The following is a 13,637-nucleotide window of genomic DNA, read 5'->3' as shown; positions in this document are numbered from 1 at the left end:
GCAGCAGACAGCCTAAGCGCCCCTGATCACAACCGCGAGATCATGTAGCGCAGCGCCGAGCGGCTCGGCATGAAGAAATAGCCGCCGCCTTTCGTGGTGACGAACTTCGGCACATCCTTGAGCACGGTGACCTTTTCCCAGGACGGGATCGAGAACCGGCCGCCGCCGCCCCTTGCCCCGATCGTCGGATCCGTCTCCCCGACAAGACCCTGGAACGAGCTCGATGAGACCCAGGTCTGCTGGATGAACTCGTATTGGCGCTCGATATCGGCGTTGAGACACATGAAGAGCAGTCCCTTCTCTGTCTTCCCGCTTCTGTCCTTTTTCACGTAGGTGCGGCCGACGCGCAGGATGCGATGGCGCTTGCCGATCCTGATCTGCGTCTCGCGGTCCTCGCCGAGCGAATCGCGCGGGTTGGAACGGCGTATGTGGGAGCCGAGTGGACAGGCGTGCCCCTGCGGATCCTCGGCGCCGAGCGCGAAATCATTGTCGACGCCGCGGCCCGGCCGCCCGTTCGGATTGCGCACGAGCGAGCTGCCGTCCTGCCAGCGGCCGAGCATCTTCGCGGCCACCCAGCGTTGATCGATGGCGGGATCGCCGCTCTCATCTGCGGCCTGCAGGGCGGCCCGCCTGCAATAATCGTCGAACAATTCGACATGCTGCTCGAACTGGCGCATGACGAGGAACGTGCCGTTGCGGCCGAAATCGCGCGGCGGAGGCGGTTGCCCAGGTATCTGGCGGTTGCGCCGCACCTGCGAGAGGATGCCGGCGCGGTCCAGCGCCGCCTCGACCGACGGCGAAGACGGGTAGAAGCCATGCTCGTCGCGATAACCGAACAGGAACTCGCCCGGCGCGAGCAGATGCATGGGCGCGGCTCCCTTGGCGGCGCGCGCCGTACCCCGAACGATCGGTTGCGAGATGCCGTCGACGAAGCCGAAATGCTCGACCGCCCGCTTGCCTTCGCGCTTCACCTTCAGCGGCAGTTCGGCGGTCACCGACATCCCGGCGCCTGCCGTCTGTCGCTTCATGGCCGTGATCTCGGCCTTCAGCAAGGCCGGTGTCTCGGCATAGCAGACGATGACGGCATCGACGGGCTTGGCGGATGACCCCACTGCCATTTGTCGGGCGCGTCAGGGCCGGTGTCGTTGAGGATGCGGCTGCGCTCGGGCGTGCCCATGCCTTCCCGGAAGGCGACCGGGAACGTGTCCAGCGGTTCGTCGTCGACGCCGCCTTCGAGCCCAAGCCGGCGCAGTCCGTTGGGGCCGAACGCCACCGTCATGGCGCGGCCCGCGGGCACCCCGTCGCCGAAGCTGGTTTTGCCGATGACGAAGTCGAGCCACGCCTTGCGCTTCGCCGCCGGCAGGCCGTCCGGCACCTGGATCGCAAGCATATGCGCGTCGCCGAGCGCGCCGAACGGCCCGAAGAAGATCGACTGGATTTCGCCGGATTCCAGCGCTTCGAGGGGCGAGGACGGAGGCTCCGCCAGGCTCCTCGCGTCAGCCGGCAGCGCTTGCGGACGCGGCAGGGAACCGAAAAGGCTCAGCCAGTCGCGCGCCTCGTTGCCGGTAGCCGAGGCGATGCCGCGCCTGATCCTGGAGTTGATGCGGATACGCGTGGTGTTGAGGTGCGGATAGGCGGTGTACCAGAACAGCGTCGGCACCTGTTGGCGCCGCGCCCAGCGCTTGAAGCGATCGCCGTCGCGCGCGCCGTCCAGGAACAGCCAGCGCGTGCGCGGATAGCCGTCGGTGTTGCTCCACACACCGGTCAAGCCGGCCGAGGCCTTGGCGATGAAGTCCTCGAGATAGCTTTCCCAACTGCCTCCGTAATTGGAGAAGAACATCAGCCTGTCGGTGCCGGGCAACAGCACCCAGCGGGCGAAATGAATGGTGTTGATGGTAGCGAGGAAGCCTGGCCTGAACACCTTCTGCGCCGATATCGAGATCAGGTAGAAGGAGAGCCGCAGCGCCAGCCGCCGCAAGATGCCCGCCTTCATCGTCGAGATCGCCGTCAGATTGTTCTGCGCGGTGTGGTCCTCATGGGCTAGGATCTTTTCGAGCGCGCCGATCTCGACAGGGGTGCTCGCCGGCTGGTCCTTGTCCTCGAGCCGCCGCAACGCCAGGAAGCAAAGCCCGACGAACAGGGCGAGAATGGCCAGCAGACCGAGGACTGAAAGCAGAAGCGAGGTGCCCGCAATCGCGATGTTGGTGAAGGTGATCCCATGCGGGTTTCCGAACACGAGCACATAGGTCATGCGCCAGAACGCCAGAATGACGATCGCGACGGTGGCGAACATCGCCGGCGTCAGCAGCGTCGTCGTCAGCGCCCGCGACCAGTGGCCGGGCGGTCTTTCCAGCAGGCTTTCGGCGGGCTCGAATGCCCAGCCGAATTGCCCGAGGCACCGGACATGGTGGCGCGCCTCGGCAAGCACATCCATCGCATTGCCGGCGCCCGCGCGCGGCTTTTCGACGATCTCACGCACGCTGTCGGCGAGCTTGGCCTCGGCCAGGATCCGCCGCACGGAATGTCCCGGCGTGCCGGAGAAAACCAGCCCGGCGGCGCTGCCGAAAGACGGCGATATCTCGATGTGCTTCCTCTTCAGGAAGTCTTCCAGCGAACCGCCGTCCGGGAGGCCGCAGACATCCCTGAAGATCGGCCGCAGCCGGTGACCGATCGCGTGCGCCATGGCGGCAATGACATCGTCGGTGCTGCCGTCGCCGGAGATTTCCAACACCAGCGCGCCGGTCTCGACCCCCGATTTTTCGTCTTTGCCGGTGGGAGCGACGGCGAGGCTGGTGAAATGGATGGTGCCGACCTTGTCGAGCGCGGCGCTGACCTCGCTGATCGCCGGATTGCCGAGATCCGCGACCTTGTCGCGCACAGCATCGAGCGGCATCGGTCGGGTGATCGGGCAGACCACGGTCACCATCGACTGCTCGGCAGTGCGGCAAAGCGGCGAGCGCTCGAAATCGACCTTGAGGCTTGCCGGGTAGGCGCCGACATTGACCATCTTGCCGGCCCTGCCCCGCGCGCGGGCCAGCTTCGGTTTGCTGAACAGGGCGCGGATGCATTCACCGATCTGAATGCGGGCGATTTCGGCGCCGATGCACAAATGGATCCCGTAACCGAACACCATGTAGTCGCGATGCGGGCGCGACGTATCGAACGCGTTCGGCCGCTGTACGATCTCCGGGTCGAACATCGCCGAGAGTGTCGCCGGCATGACGACCGTTCCGGCTTTGACCACGCGCTCGCGACGGGTGCCCTTGCCGATGACCGCGTCACGCCTGGTGTAGCGCCAGGGTCCGATCCAGATCGGCTTGAAGCGCATGGCTTCCATGATCGCCCGGTCGAGCTTGCCGGTATCGCCGGCGCCGAGGGCCTCATCCACGGCCTGCCGTGCATCGGTTCGCGACAGGATCACATCCAGGCAATTGCTGCCGGCGAGCACATTGGTCGGCACGAAGCCGGCGACCATGCCGAGCATGATGGAATGAATGTCGGGCAGCGACAGGCGTCCCTGGTCCATCAACGCAACCAAGCGGGCCAGCGGCCTGTCATCCTTGTCCGCCTTTTCCCGGACCGCGGCGATCGAGCGGTCGATAATTTTGATCAGGCGATCTCCCCCGACCATGGCAAGTTGGCGCGTGGTGGGATTTGCCGTCGGATCGGAAAAGAACAGAGCGCTGAGCGCGATCGACCAGTCGGCGAATTCGGTCTCATCGTCGATCTGAAGGCCGAAATAATCGCGGCAGATGCGCACCGGAACGATCTTCATCAAGCCTGCAATGGCATCGAAGCCGGGGCTGGCGCGGGTCATGATCTCGCGCGAATGGCGCTCGGCGATTGGCCTGACGGTTGCTTCGACCTCCGCCGGTGGGAACGCGCTCAGCACGGCCGATTTCATCTGCCGGTATGCAGCGCCATCCTGCATGCCGAGAATGAAATTCGAGCCCCTCGCCAGCTCGGCCATTTCCGGCCCGTAAGGCGTCTCGAACTCGTCGCCGCGCTCCAATATGTCGCGCACATCCGCGCCCTTGGTGACGAGCAGGAAATTGCCGAAGCCGGGATTCGGCCAGAAGCGGCGCAGCAGCGCCAGCAGCCAGCGCGGATCGCCGAGAAGAAAGCCGGCGATGCGCGACGCAATGCCGCCCTTGGAACGCAGTCGATAGATGTCGAACGGCGGCATTTCGGCGACGGGGCGCTGGCTCTTCTGGGCGGCCCGGACAGCGTCGAAGTACTTCAGTGTGATCATGCGCGTTCAAGCCCCCGGCTGTCCACGTCAATGCGATGCCGGCACCGTCTGGCCTAGGTTTGCGTCGGTCCGGCGTATGTGAATTCGTTCACAGTCATCTGTTGTCGGCCCGGCAATCATGCCACTGACTTGGCCCGATCGAAATTGGCGATCAGGAAATTGTTCTTGGCCGCGTCAACGAACGGTATCCAGCGTATCCTCTGCTCGGAAAAGTCAGGATGCCGAGTCATGAAAATCGCAAGCTCGCGCTCTGCCTCGTCATGCCTGCCGCTTCTGATCAGGGCGCCTATCTTCAGGAACCTGGCGTAGAAATAACTTGGCGACAGGTTGAGCGAGCGCTCGGCTGTGGCGATCGCGGCCGGCCAGTCCTCGACGAAGCAATAAGCGGCGGCCAGTTCACCCAGATTGTGGAAGCGATAGAGGTCGAACGGGCTCAACCGCTCGGTATCGAGAAAGAACGGGATCGCGCCGGCCGCGTCGCCAAGCAAAAGGCGCGCGCTGCCCATTGCCGAGCGGGCGAAGGCGAAGCTCGGATTGATGTGGATCGCCTCGGCGAGGTGCTCGGCCGCCAATGCCGGCAGGCCGCGCATGATGTCGGCCGCGCCGAGATAGGCATGCGGGCGCGCGTCGAGGCTGTCCATCAGCAACGCCTTGCGCGCAAGCTCCTCTACCTTTTCCAGGTCGTCGCTGTCGCCGAAACGCAGCCAGGCCCGCCAGAAATACCACCAGGCAAGTTCATTGAGCACGGCGCTCGAGTTCGGATCGTCCCGGTAGGCTCTGTCGAAGAAGTCGAGCGCGATGTCGGTGTCGCGGCGTGTGCGCCTATTCATGTGCCAGCGGCCGCGCCTGACCAGTTGCCAAGTCTCAAGGCTCTCCCACGGCACCTGGAACGTACGCGCCTGTTCGGCGCGATCGACCTCCTTGTCGAGGATGGAAACGATCTCGCTGCCGACCTGATCGCGCAGCCTGAAGATGTCGACCAGATCGCGGTCGAAGCGTTGCGACCAGACCAGGCGCCCGTTCGAGGTATCTGTGAGCGATGCGTTGAGACGGATATGCCTGTCGTGGCGCGCCAGCGTGCCGCTGACGATGTAGCGCGCGCCAAGCGCATTGCCGATGAGCCTTGTGCCCAGGCTATCGTCGCGAAACTGGAAGCTGGATCCCTTGGCGATGACCGAAAGCCAGCGCGTGTTGGAAAGACCGTAGATGATGTCCTCGGCGATGCCGTCGGCCATATAGCCGACGTCCGGTTCGCTCCCATTGCCCTGGAACGGCAGCACCGCGATTGCCGGTGGCCCCTTGGGGACGGGTTTGTAATGGCGGGGCGCGGCCGGAATAGAAGCGAAGGAGGCCGGCGTGGCAGGCCCGTTGCCGCCGCGGCCCGCGATCAGGACCCGCACCGGCAGGGCGATGTTCTTCAGGCTGAACTCGCCGAGATCGGTAAAGACCGCCGCTGTCTTGTCCTTCACATGGTGCCAGGTCGTCGCCGAGATGGCGACGCCGTCGTGGGGCGCGAATTCCTGAAGCCGGGCTGCGATGTTCACGTCGTCGCCGTAGAGACGGCCCTCGCGGACAATCACATCGCCGGTGTTGATTCCTGCGCGGAACGGCATGCGCATGTTCTCGGCAACCGCGGCATTCAGCGCTGCGATCCGCGCCTGGAAATCGAAGGCCGCCCGCAAGGCTTCGATCGGATTGCCGAATTCAGCCATGATGCTGTCGCCGGCATCGCCGAAGGTGCGCCCGCCAAATGCGCCGCAACTGCTGGCGATGATGTCGCGCCTCTCCTCGAACGCGGCAACGGCGAGCTCGTCGTCGATGCCCATCAGCCGCGAGAACCCTACGGCGTCGATCGAAATGATTGTCGCAAGCTGACGGGTGTAATTCCGTTCAGCCATGATCGCGCCCCCAGTCCCCGCTTACAGTCCAAAACGGGCGACCTGCGCTCAAAAGAAACACATCGCCGTCTGCCGATGGATATCCCCCGGCAGGTGCGGCGCGCCGTTGCCACCCTGTTATGACCAGAATTCTATCAGGGTCTTGCCGAAAGCTCTACCAAGAACAGCTAATATGGCGAAGGCCCTGTCCAGCGCATGGTTAGTCGTTCGTTATATCGGAAGGCACATCCGCATCGTGCCGTTACCCATTGAAATCACCTGATTTTTTGTCCTCAGGCAATGTTGAGTTTGGCTGCTGCCAGCCGAAGATCGGCCATGTCGAGCCAGACGCTTCACAATGCGCTGTTTTCACGCTACGGAACCAAGCTGCCCGCGTGCTGGTTTCTGACGGCACCCAGGCCCATATGAAACTTGGCCAATTACGCGATTTGAGGGCTCTCATGCGCACTGTTGTTTTAGCAACCGGTATCGCGGCCTTCCTTGCCGGCGGATCGGCCCTTGCGGCGGACGACCAGCCACTGCCACCGCAAAATGCCAAGAAGCTGTCGGAAATCATTGCCAAGGTCGAGCACCGCACCGACTTCCGCTATGTGAAGGAGGTCGATTGGGATAGCGACGGCTACACCATCACCTACTACACCACCGACAAGGCCAAGGTCCAAATCACCTATGACCCGGTGACCGGCGAGCCCAAATAGGCCGCGATCGCTTGCCCCCTCTGCCATTCCGCGGGGCCTGCATTCGGCAAAGACTCGATCGTCGAAACAAGCACCCGAGGAGAGCATGCGGCTTCATACCTGCGCGAGCGCCCTGATTGTGACCGCGTCGATTGTGGGGATGTCCGGCCTGGCGCGGGCGGTCGGCCCGTCCTTCGATTGCCGAAAGGCGCGGTTGCCCACCGAAAAGGCGATCTGCGCCGACCCACAAATGTCAGCCATCGACGCTTTGGTCACCAAGGCCTATGGCGGTTTTGAACCTGCCTTCGGCGGCGACAAGCGCAAGATCGCCAGGGAGTTGGTCGCTGACCGGAATGCCTGCAGGACAGATGCTTCCTGCATCGTCAGCGCCCAGAACAATGCGTTGCAGACATATGGCAGCGCGCCGTGAGGCGCTCGAATTCGCGGCAAGAACTCTGAAGCCGGCCGACCAGCCCCTGCCCGCGTCGATCGGAAACTGCGGCTTCACCCACATCAAGACGCTGACGGCAAGGCTGGGCGACGATCCGCTGGAAACCGCCAGCCCGGATGCCGGCAGCGCAGCGACGTTCACCAATGGCGGCACGGCGGTCTCCTATGACCGCGAGCCTGGACTGGCGAGTTCCAAGGTCGGCGATCCGGTCGTCATGTGCCTCATCGCAATCCCACGTGACTGTCCGAAAGACGATCTGCGCGGCAGGGTTTACTACGCCGTCGACCTCGCCGCCAAAGGCGCATGGGCCCTGCCGGACTCGCAGCATATGTGCGGTGGCGCCTGAGGACCTCGGCGCCGCGCCATGGAGTCCGGCGCGATGGGCCGCCCTTGCATCGTCACAACTTTGGTGGCTGACTGCCCCTCACTGATTGCGGGCACGGGGGTGCATGGCAATGATCGGCCACGTCCTGAAGCGCATCCTGATGGTGTTCGTCGGCTATCTGGTCGCGGTTCTTGCCGGGTTGATCGCGGTGGTGGTGATCTACGCGATAGTGAGCTCGCTGCCCAATGCGCCGGGCTACTTCAGACTTATGGAATTCACCCCCGTCGCCGTGCTGGTCGTACCGCCGCTCGGCATGTTCGTCTATTTCCTGACGATCATACTGACGGGGATGCAGACGCTGGTCTTCGCCTTGATCGCGGAGTTCTTTTCGCTGCGCAGCTTCTGGCTGCACATGGTCTTCGGCGCCGCCGCCGCGGCTGCCGGTTTCACATTGATATGGCCTGACGCCGATGATCCGGAACGCTGGGCCGACATGGGCATCATAGCGGGCGCCGGCCTCGTGGCCGGCCTGATCTACTGGCTGATCGCCGGGCGCGACGCCGGCTTTCGCCGGCCGCTCATCAAAGCAATTCCAGGAAAAGTGTGAAGCCGCCAGGCCGGGCGGCATCGCCGTAGCCTTCCGTCCGGAATCGCTTGAAGTTACAGGCTCAGCTTGACGGCGTGCGCACCGCTTCGGTCGCGTCCAGCGCCTGCATCAGCTTGGAATCGCGGTCATAGACGTCGTCGAAATACTCGACCTTGCCGGACATATCAGGCCAGGCGGTGAAATAGGCGACATAGACCGGAATGACGCGCGTGACATTCTCGGTCGAATGGCCGTGCTTCAGCTTCTCGGCAATGTCATCGACAGAGGTTCCAAGCACTGCGGCGGCCATGCCGCGCGGATCCTGCAGCCGGACGCAGCCATGGCTGAGCGCGCGCATGTCGCGCGCGAAGAAAGACTTCTGGGGCGTGTCGTGCATGTAGATGGCGTGCTTGTTGGGGAAGAGTATCTTCAATTCGCCCAGCGCATTGGCCTCGCTCGGCTGCTGACGCACGCTGAATGGGATCTTGGAGCCATAGGCGCCCCAGTCCACCTCTGACGACGGGATCTGCCTGCCGCGCGAATCCGTCACCTCGTAGCCGGCGCGGTCGAGATAGCCGGGATCGCTGCGCAGCCTCGGCAGCATCTCGTTGACGATGATCGATTGCGGCACGCCCCAATAGGGATGGAAGTCGACCTGCTTGATGTGATCGTAGAAGAAGGCGGTCTGGTTGGTGACCCGGCCGATGACGACGCGGGTCTTCAGCTTCTCCTCGCCACTGTCGATATAGCTGGCGGTGAAGGCGGGCTGGTTGATGAAGACGCGCGGACTGCCGAGATCGGACGGCAGCCAGCGCAGCTCCTCGAGCGCCACCTTGACCTTCTCGATCCTGTCGGCCTTCGAAGCGCCGGCCAGCAAAGCCACCGTCCGCGGCCCGATGACACCGTCGCCCTTCATGCCTTCCCGCTGCTGCACCGCCTTGATCACCGGCACCAGCTCGGGTTCGTAGACTTCGCTCTTGCCAAGGCGGGCGAGCACCTCGCCATAGTTGCCGCCCATCTCGTCATCGAGATTGTGGGCAATCAGCGTCAGCAACTTGGGCAATTCCGGGCTGCTCTCACCTGGCTTGAGCAACAGCTTGGGATCAACGACGATCTCGTTTTCCTCGCTGGCCTCGAGCGCTTCCAGTTCGACGCGCAGCGCCTGGTATTCCGGATTCTGCGGATGCCGCGACTCCAGATAGGTGCGGACCTCCTGGGTATGCGCCAGCGTCTTCAGCGCACCTTCCAGATCGAACGGCTTGGCCGGGAAATCATAATAGCCGGTCATCCGGTTGGGATCGACGCGGCCGCTCTGGGCATCATGGGCATAGCGCAGCACGCGCGCCGAGAGCGCCATCTCGAACCGAACCAGTTCCCTGGTCCGCTCTTCCGGCGTGGCGGAAGTCGCGGCCGCCGGAATGTCGACGGAGTAGTCGGCCGGCGTCAAACCGTAGCTCGCCGCCTCGCCCAGCACCCGCACCGCGTCCTGCGCCCTGCTGTTGGGGGCGTTGTCGCTCACCCAGATGAAATCCGGATTGGCCGAGTAATAGGCGATCAGCGCCTTGGCGATGTCGGGCTCGGCGAACAGCTCGTAGTCGCTCAGGCCGGCAACCGCATCGCGGAACGCGGTGCTCGTCACTGACGGCACGAAGGCGGCATCCTGCGCCGTTGCGGGCGGCGTCGCAGGCGCCAGCGACTTGAAGTCGACGCGCACGAGCTTGTCGGCCCGGTAGGTGTTGTAGGTCGGGCTGCTGATTCGGGCGCCACCACCACCCGCCCCCGGCGTTGCCGGACCTATCTTGCGAGGCTTCGGTGGCGGCGGAAATTCGCCTTGCGGGTTGTGTCGGATGCCGCCGCCGAACAGCATGTCGAACAGCCCCTGCGCGCTTGCCGGCTGCTGCCCGAAGGCAAGCGTCGCCGCGACCGCGATCGGCAGGACGGTTTTTTTGTTCCCGAGGATTTTCATGCTTCACCCGCACCGGTTGTGGCCGGTTCCCGTTCCGCGCCGCTGGACGGTCCCGCCCTCCGCATGGCGGATCTATGACGTGACTATACCGATTCATACCGATTTCGTTAAGCTTCCATAAATTTTCGAAGCCGTGTTGCAGAACAGTTTCACATCATCGTGAGGCCAGGAGCAGCGTTCGCCCCGGCCTCGAAAACAATCAGGCGTTGGCGGCGCCGTCGCCTGACCCGCGTGACAAACACCAGGCTTTGTGATCGAAATTCCGGCGGTCGCAGCAAACGTGGCCGGGAGGAATTGCCGTGAAGAAAGGGTATCGCCAGCTTCTCGACGAGGCGAATGCCGAGATCGAGGTCGTGTCGCCGGAGGAGGCCGCGGGGCTGCTGGAGGATGACGACACGATCTTCGTCGACCTGCGGGACCCGCGCGAGGTCGAGCGCGATGGCAAGATCCCCGGCGCCAAGCATGTGACGCGCGGCATGCTGGAATTCTGGATCGATCCCGAAAGCCCCTATCACAAGCCGTTCTTCGCCTCGGGCAAAACCTTCGTCTTCTTCTGCGCCGGCGGCTGGCGCTCGGCTTTAGCGACCAAGACGGCGCAGGACATGGGCCTGACACCGGTCAAACATATCCTCGGCGGCTACACCGCCTGGAAGGCGGCCGGCCTGCCGGTCGAGCCGGGGCAGAAGAAGAAGGCGGATTGATAGGCTGACTAGTGCAGGATCGCCTCCCGCTGCTCGGTCACGAAGCCAACCGCGCGTGCAACGACATTCCTGTCGGCAAGGATGCGGCGGTGGCCGAGCCCATCGGCCCAGTGCAGGTGGACGTGCTCGCCGGCGCCCGCGTAACGCCTGGCATGGTCGGCGTGGACCTCGCGATCGTCCGGTGCGTGGATGATCAGCGTCGGCACTGGGGCCTCGGCCAGCTGGCGGTCGCCGGTGAATTCGCTGAGCGGCCGGCCCGAAAGGTGTTTCACCCTGTCCGCCATCGCGACGCGAGAGCGCGGCCCGACATTGAGCCTGTGGCTGAAATCGTCGAAGATTGCCGGCAGCGAGCTCGGCGCGGCAATCAAGACCAGCTTCTGCGCCTTGAGCGGTGGCATGCCCTTGACCGATGCCGCGACGGCATTGGCCGCAACCGCGCCGCCGAAGGAGTGGCCGACCACGGCGGCAAAGGGACCGAACCATTCGCCTGTGACACGCACCGCTTCCACCGCATTCACCATGTTCAGATGGCGGCCGAGCGAGTGGCCATGCCCGGGCAGGTCGAGTGAGACGACCTTGTATCCGGCGCCGCGAAACCCTTCGATCAAGGCGCGCATATATTCGGTGCGCGAGCGCCAGCCATGGATGACGAGCACGGTGCCGCGCGGCTCCCTGCCCGGCTCCGGCCGGAATTCGTGCACGGTGACGCAATCCGTCCTGGTCTTCAGCCGGTGATGGCGCGCCTCGGCCATGAAGGCTGACGCGCGTTCGACGGCCCGGCGTTCGCCGTCGCTCAACCCTTTGACGCTGGGTGTCCGGCAAAACAATTCGAACGCGGCGCGACCGCTGAGGCGCGGCGCGATATGCTCGGCCGCGCCGAAAACGCCCCGGATGACCTTCATTCCAAATGATGCCATATTGGCAGTCCATCCATTCGTTCAAGCATGAACATAATAGTTCAAACATGAACATTAAGCAAGAGCTGCCCTGGGATAACCCGCGTTTTCGCAACTGGGTCGCGGTGGCGCGCGCCTGCCATGTGCTGGAGCGCACGCTTGCCGTGAAGCTTGCGCCGCTCGACCTCAAGCCGGCGCAGCTCGACGTGCTGATGAACCTCTACCGCCATCCCGGCATGTCGCAGCACGACCTTGCCCGCAAGCTCCTGGTCGGCCGCTCCAACATCACGATGCTGTTGCCGCAACTCGAGGGGCGCGGCCTGCTGCGGCGCGAAGGCGACGAGAAGGACAAGCGCGTGCTGCGGCTTAACCTCACCGAGGCGGGCGAGGCGCTGCTGATGAAGGCGCTGAAAGTCCACATGGCGCTGATCGAGAAGGCGATGAGCCAGTCGACGCCGGAACAGTGCGACATGATCGGCGAGCAGATGCGCAAGATCGCCGACGTGCTGAAGGAAGCCTGAGCGCGCTTCCAATCACCACATGGTTTTCTTGGCCCGCTCCGGCCACTCCTTGTCGTAAGTGGCGCCATCGATGTTCTTGCGGCTGGTGATCTCGAGGATCTGGCCGGGCGTCGGCAGCGACTTCGGGTCGAGATGCCTGGCCGGGTTCCAGAGTTCCGAGCGCACGATGGCTCGGGCACACTGGAAATAGACCGTGTCGACATCGATGACGGTGACCGAGCGGGCCGGCTTGCCGTCGACCGTGAAGGAGGCGCAAAGCGCGGCATCGGTGGTGATATGGGCGCGGCCGTTGACGCGCAGCGTCGTGCCCGAGCCCGGCACCAGGAAGAGCAGCCCCACGCGCGGATCGCGAATGATATTCCTCAGCGAATCGGCGCGGTTGTTGCCGCGCCTGTCCGGCATCATCAGCGTCTTGTCGTCGACGAGGCGCACGAAGCCGGCGAGATCCCCGCGCGGCGAGCAGTCGAGCCCCTCCGGCCCGCTGGTCGCCAGCGCCACGAAGGGCGAGGCCTCGATGAAAGCGGCATATTCGGGAATCACATGGTCGAGTTCCTTGACGACCGAAGCCTCGCCCGGCAGCCCGTAAAGCGCCTCGAGCTGTTCAACAGATGTGATGCGCGACATCTTTTTTCGCCTCCTGACCTTTTGCCGGCGCTACTCCATGTCCATGACGTCTTGACGACAGCCGGCTGCCAAATTGGGTTGCCAGGCGCAGGCTAGCGGTCCCGGCTCAGCCCCTTCTCGGCCAGTTCGGCGAGATAGGCGTTCCAGCGCTCATCCTTTTCGTGGCCGAGCGTATGAAGATAGGTCCAGGTGAAGATGCCGGTGTCGTGGAAGTCGTCGAAGGTGATGCGCACTGCGTAGTTCCCGACCGGCTCGATCTTGAGGATTGCGACATTGCGCTTGCCGGGGACCGTCACCCGCTGTTCCGGCGAATGACCCTGCACTTCCGCCGATGGCGAAGCCACGCGCAGAAACTCCGCCGGCAATTCGAACGGCTGATGGCCCGGAAAGGTCACGGTCAAGAGCTTGCGGTCTTTCGAGACCCTGAGTTCCTTTGGCGCGGTCATGACTGGTCCTGTCTAGAGACGGATGATTTCAGGTCGAATCGACCTGAAATCTGAATCCGTCTCTAAGTCAAAGAGATAGAGCATGATGTCGTCCGAAAAACCGCTTCACACTTTTCGGCATCATGCTTTGGGTTGCGCCCTTCCCTACGCCGCTTCGCGCGATGCGGAAAGCCACTTGAGGCCAGCCGACATACGATGTCGGTCGGGGAATGTTACCAAAGACCGAGAGCTTCTATCTTGAATGCGGCATTGGATCGTATCACATAGCCGTATATAACGACGCCGCTCAGGCCA

13 protein-coding genes are annotated in these 13,637 nt (G+C 63.7%); 6 read left to right on the top strand and 7 right to left on the bottom strand.

Translation table 11 applies throughout. The features are described 5' to 3' along the window. Positions 1 to 26: 26 nt before the first annotated feature. From EJ069_RS33210 to EJ069_RS08625, 3 genes are all read right to left on the bottom strand, one after another. A complete protein-coding gene (locus EJ069_RS33210) occupies positions 27 to 1,118 on the bottom strand; it encodes a Dyp-type peroxidase domain-containing protein (RefSeq protein ID WP_245456480.1) in 1,092 nt (363 codons plus the stop codon). Next, positions 1,046 to 4,252 (bottom strand): cytochrome P450, encoded by a 3,207-nt coding sequence (locus EJ069_RS08630; protein ID WP_245456479.1) that lies wholly within the window; start codon positions 4,250 to 4,252, stop codon positions 1,046 to 1,048. Before EJ069_RS08630 ends, EJ069_RS33210 begins: the two co-directional genes overlap by 73 nt. A 116-nt stretch (positions 4,253 to 4,368) precedes the next feature. After that, positions 4,369 to 6,150 (bottom strand): adenylate/guanylate cyclase domain-containing protein, encoded by a 1,782-nt coding sequence (locus EJ069_RS08625; RefSeq protein ID WP_126060941.1) that lies wholly within the window; start codon positions 6,148 to 6,150, stop codon positions 4,369 to 4,371. A 248-nt stretch (positions 6,151 to 6,398) separates the two neighbouring features. Between EJ069_RS08625 and EJ069_RS33205 the strand changes: the two genes are divergently transcribed. From EJ069_RS33205 to EJ069_RS08610, 4 genes are all read left to right on the top strand, one after another. Continuing rightward, positions 6,399 to 6,848, top strand: a complete 450-nt coding sequence (locus EJ069_RS33205; protein ID WP_245456478.1) for a PepSY domain-containing protein — start codon at positions 6,399 to 6,401, stop codon at positions 6,846 to 6,848. A gap of 85 nt (positions 6,849 to 6,933) precedes the next feature. Beyond that, positions 6,934 to 7,257 (top strand): hypothetical protein, encoded by a 324-nt coding sequence (locus tag EJ069_RS33200; protein ID WP_245456477.1) that lies wholly within the window; start codon positions 6,934 to 6,936, stop codon positions 7,255 to 7,257. Beyond that, entirely contained in the window at positions 7,241 to 7,624 is a 384-nt protein-coding gene (locus EJ069_RS33195) for a hypothetical protein (RefSeq protein ID WP_245456476.1), read from the top strand. Before EJ069_RS33200 ends, EJ069_RS33195 begins: the two co-directional genes overlap by 17 nt. Before the next feature lie 103 nt (positions 7,625 to 7,727). Further along, positions 7,728 to 8,210, top strand: coding sequence for a hypothetical protein (locus EJ069_RS08610; protein ID WP_126060939.1), 483 nt, complete (start codon positions 7,728 to 7,730; stop codon positions 8,208 to 8,210). A gap of 61 nt (positions 8,211 to 8,271) precedes the next feature. On the opposite strand, the gene EJ069_RS08605 is transcribed toward EJ069_RS08610, so the two are convergent. Continuing rightward, positions 8,272 to 10,155: a murein L,D-transpeptidase gene (locus EJ069_RS08605; RefSeq protein ID WP_126060938.1), complete on the bottom strand. Its 1,884-nt coding sequence runs from the start codon at positions 10,153 to 10,155 to the stop codon at positions 8,272 to 8,274. A gap of 299 nt (positions 10,156 to 10,454) precedes the next feature. Between EJ069_RS08605 and EJ069_RS08600 the strand changes: the two genes are divergently transcribed. Then, positions 10,455 to 10,856, top strand: a complete 402-nt coding sequence (locus tag EJ069_RS08600; protein WP_126060937.1) for a rhodanese-like domain-containing protein — start codon at positions 10,455 to 10,457, stop codon at positions 10,854 to 10,856. 8 nt (positions 10,857 to 10,864) lie between these two features. Here the strand turns inward: EJ069_RS08600 and EJ069_RS08595 are convergent, their stop codons facing one another. After that, positions 10,865 to 11,773 carry an alpha/beta hydrolase gene (locus tag EJ069_RS08595; protein ID WP_126060936.1) on the bottom strand — a complete coding sequence of 303 codons (909 nt, stop codon included), beginning with the start codon at positions 11,771 to 11,773 and terminating at the stop codon, positions 10,865 to 10,867. A 47-nt stretch (positions 11,774 to 11,820) separates the two neighbouring features. Between EJ069_RS08595 and EJ069_RS08590 the strand changes: the two genes are divergently transcribed. Further along, the gene (locus tag EJ069_RS08590; RefSeq protein WP_042642392.1) at positions 11,821 to 12,273 is read left to right on the top strand and encodes a MarR family transcriptional regulator; all 453 of its coding nucleotides are present in this window, start codon (positions 11,821 to 11,823) and stop codon (positions 12,271 to 12,273) included. A gap of 12 nt (positions 12,274 to 12,285) precedes the next feature. On the opposite strand, the gene EJ069_RS08585 is transcribed toward EJ069_RS08590, so the two are convergent. After that, positions 12,286 to 12,897: a pyridoxamine 5'-phosphate oxidase family protein gene (locus EJ069_RS08585; RefSeq protein ID WP_126060935.1), complete on the bottom strand. Its 612-nt coding sequence runs from the start codon at positions 12,895 to 12,897 to the stop codon at positions 12,286 to 12,288. A 92-nt stretch (positions 12,898 to 12,989) separates the two neighbouring features. Then, positions 12,990 to 13,343 (bottom strand): DUF971 domain-containing protein, encoded by a 354-nt coding sequence (locus EJ069_RS08580; protein ID WP_126060934.1) that lies wholly within the window; start codon positions 13,341 to 13,343, stop codon positions 12,990 to 12,992. Between the last annotated feature and the right edge of the window lie 294 nt (positions 13,344 to 13,637).

It is taken from the genome of Mesorhizobium sp. M2A.F.Ca.ET.043.05.1.1 (assembly GCF_003952445.1).
Lineage (GTDB): Bacteria > Pseudomonadota > Alphaproteobacteria > Rhizobiales > Rhizobiaceae > Mesorhizobium.
Note: the sequence above shows the minus strand (reverse complement) of the source record. Positions and strands in the feature narration are given on the sequence as shown.

Coding starts and splice junctions, on each gene's coding strand:
- EJ069_RS08605 (WP_126060938.1), bottom strand. CDS start 10,155: ATGAAAATCCTCGGGAACAAAAAAACCGTCCTGCCGATCGCGGTCGCG.
- EJ069_RS08585 (WP_126060935.1), bottom strand. CDS start 12,897: ATGTCGCGCATCACATCTGTTGAACAGCTCGAGGCGCTTTACGGGCTG.
- EJ069_RS33200 (WP_245456477.1), top strand. CDS start 6,934: ATGCGGCTTCATACCTGCGCGAGCGCCCTGATTGTGACCGCGTCGATT.
- EJ069_RS08595 (WP_126060936.1), bottom strand. CDS start 11,773: ATGGCATCATTTGGAATGAAGGTCATCCGGGGCGTTTTCGGCGCGGCC.
- EJ069_RS33195 (WP_245456476.1), top strand. CDS start 7,241: ATGGCAGCGCGCCGTGAGGCGCTCGAATTCGCGGCAAGAACTCTGAAG.
- EJ069_RS08610 (WP_126060939.1), top strand. CDS start 7,728: ATGGCAATGATCGGCCACGTCCTGAAGCGCATCCTGATGGTGTTCGTC.
- EJ069_RS08580 (WP_126060934.1), bottom strand. CDS start 13,343: ATGACCGCGCCAAAGGAACTCAGGGTCTCGAAAGACCGCAAGCTCTTG.
- EJ069_RS33210 (WP_245456480.1), bottom strand. CDS start 1,118: ATGGCAGTGGGGTCATCCGCCAAGCCCGTCGATGCCGTCATCGTCTGC.
- EJ069_RS08625 (WP_126060941.1), bottom strand. CDS start 6,150: ATGGCTGAACGGAATTACACCCGTCAGCTTGCGACAATCATTTCGATC.
- EJ069_RS08630 (WP_245456479.1), bottom strand. CDS start 4,252: ATGATCACACTGAAGTACTTCGACGCTGTCCGGGCCGCCCAGAAGAGC.
- EJ069_RS08590 (WP_042642392.1), top strand. CDS start 11,821: ATGAACATTAAGCAAGAGCTGCCCTGGGATAACCCGCGTTTTCGCAAC.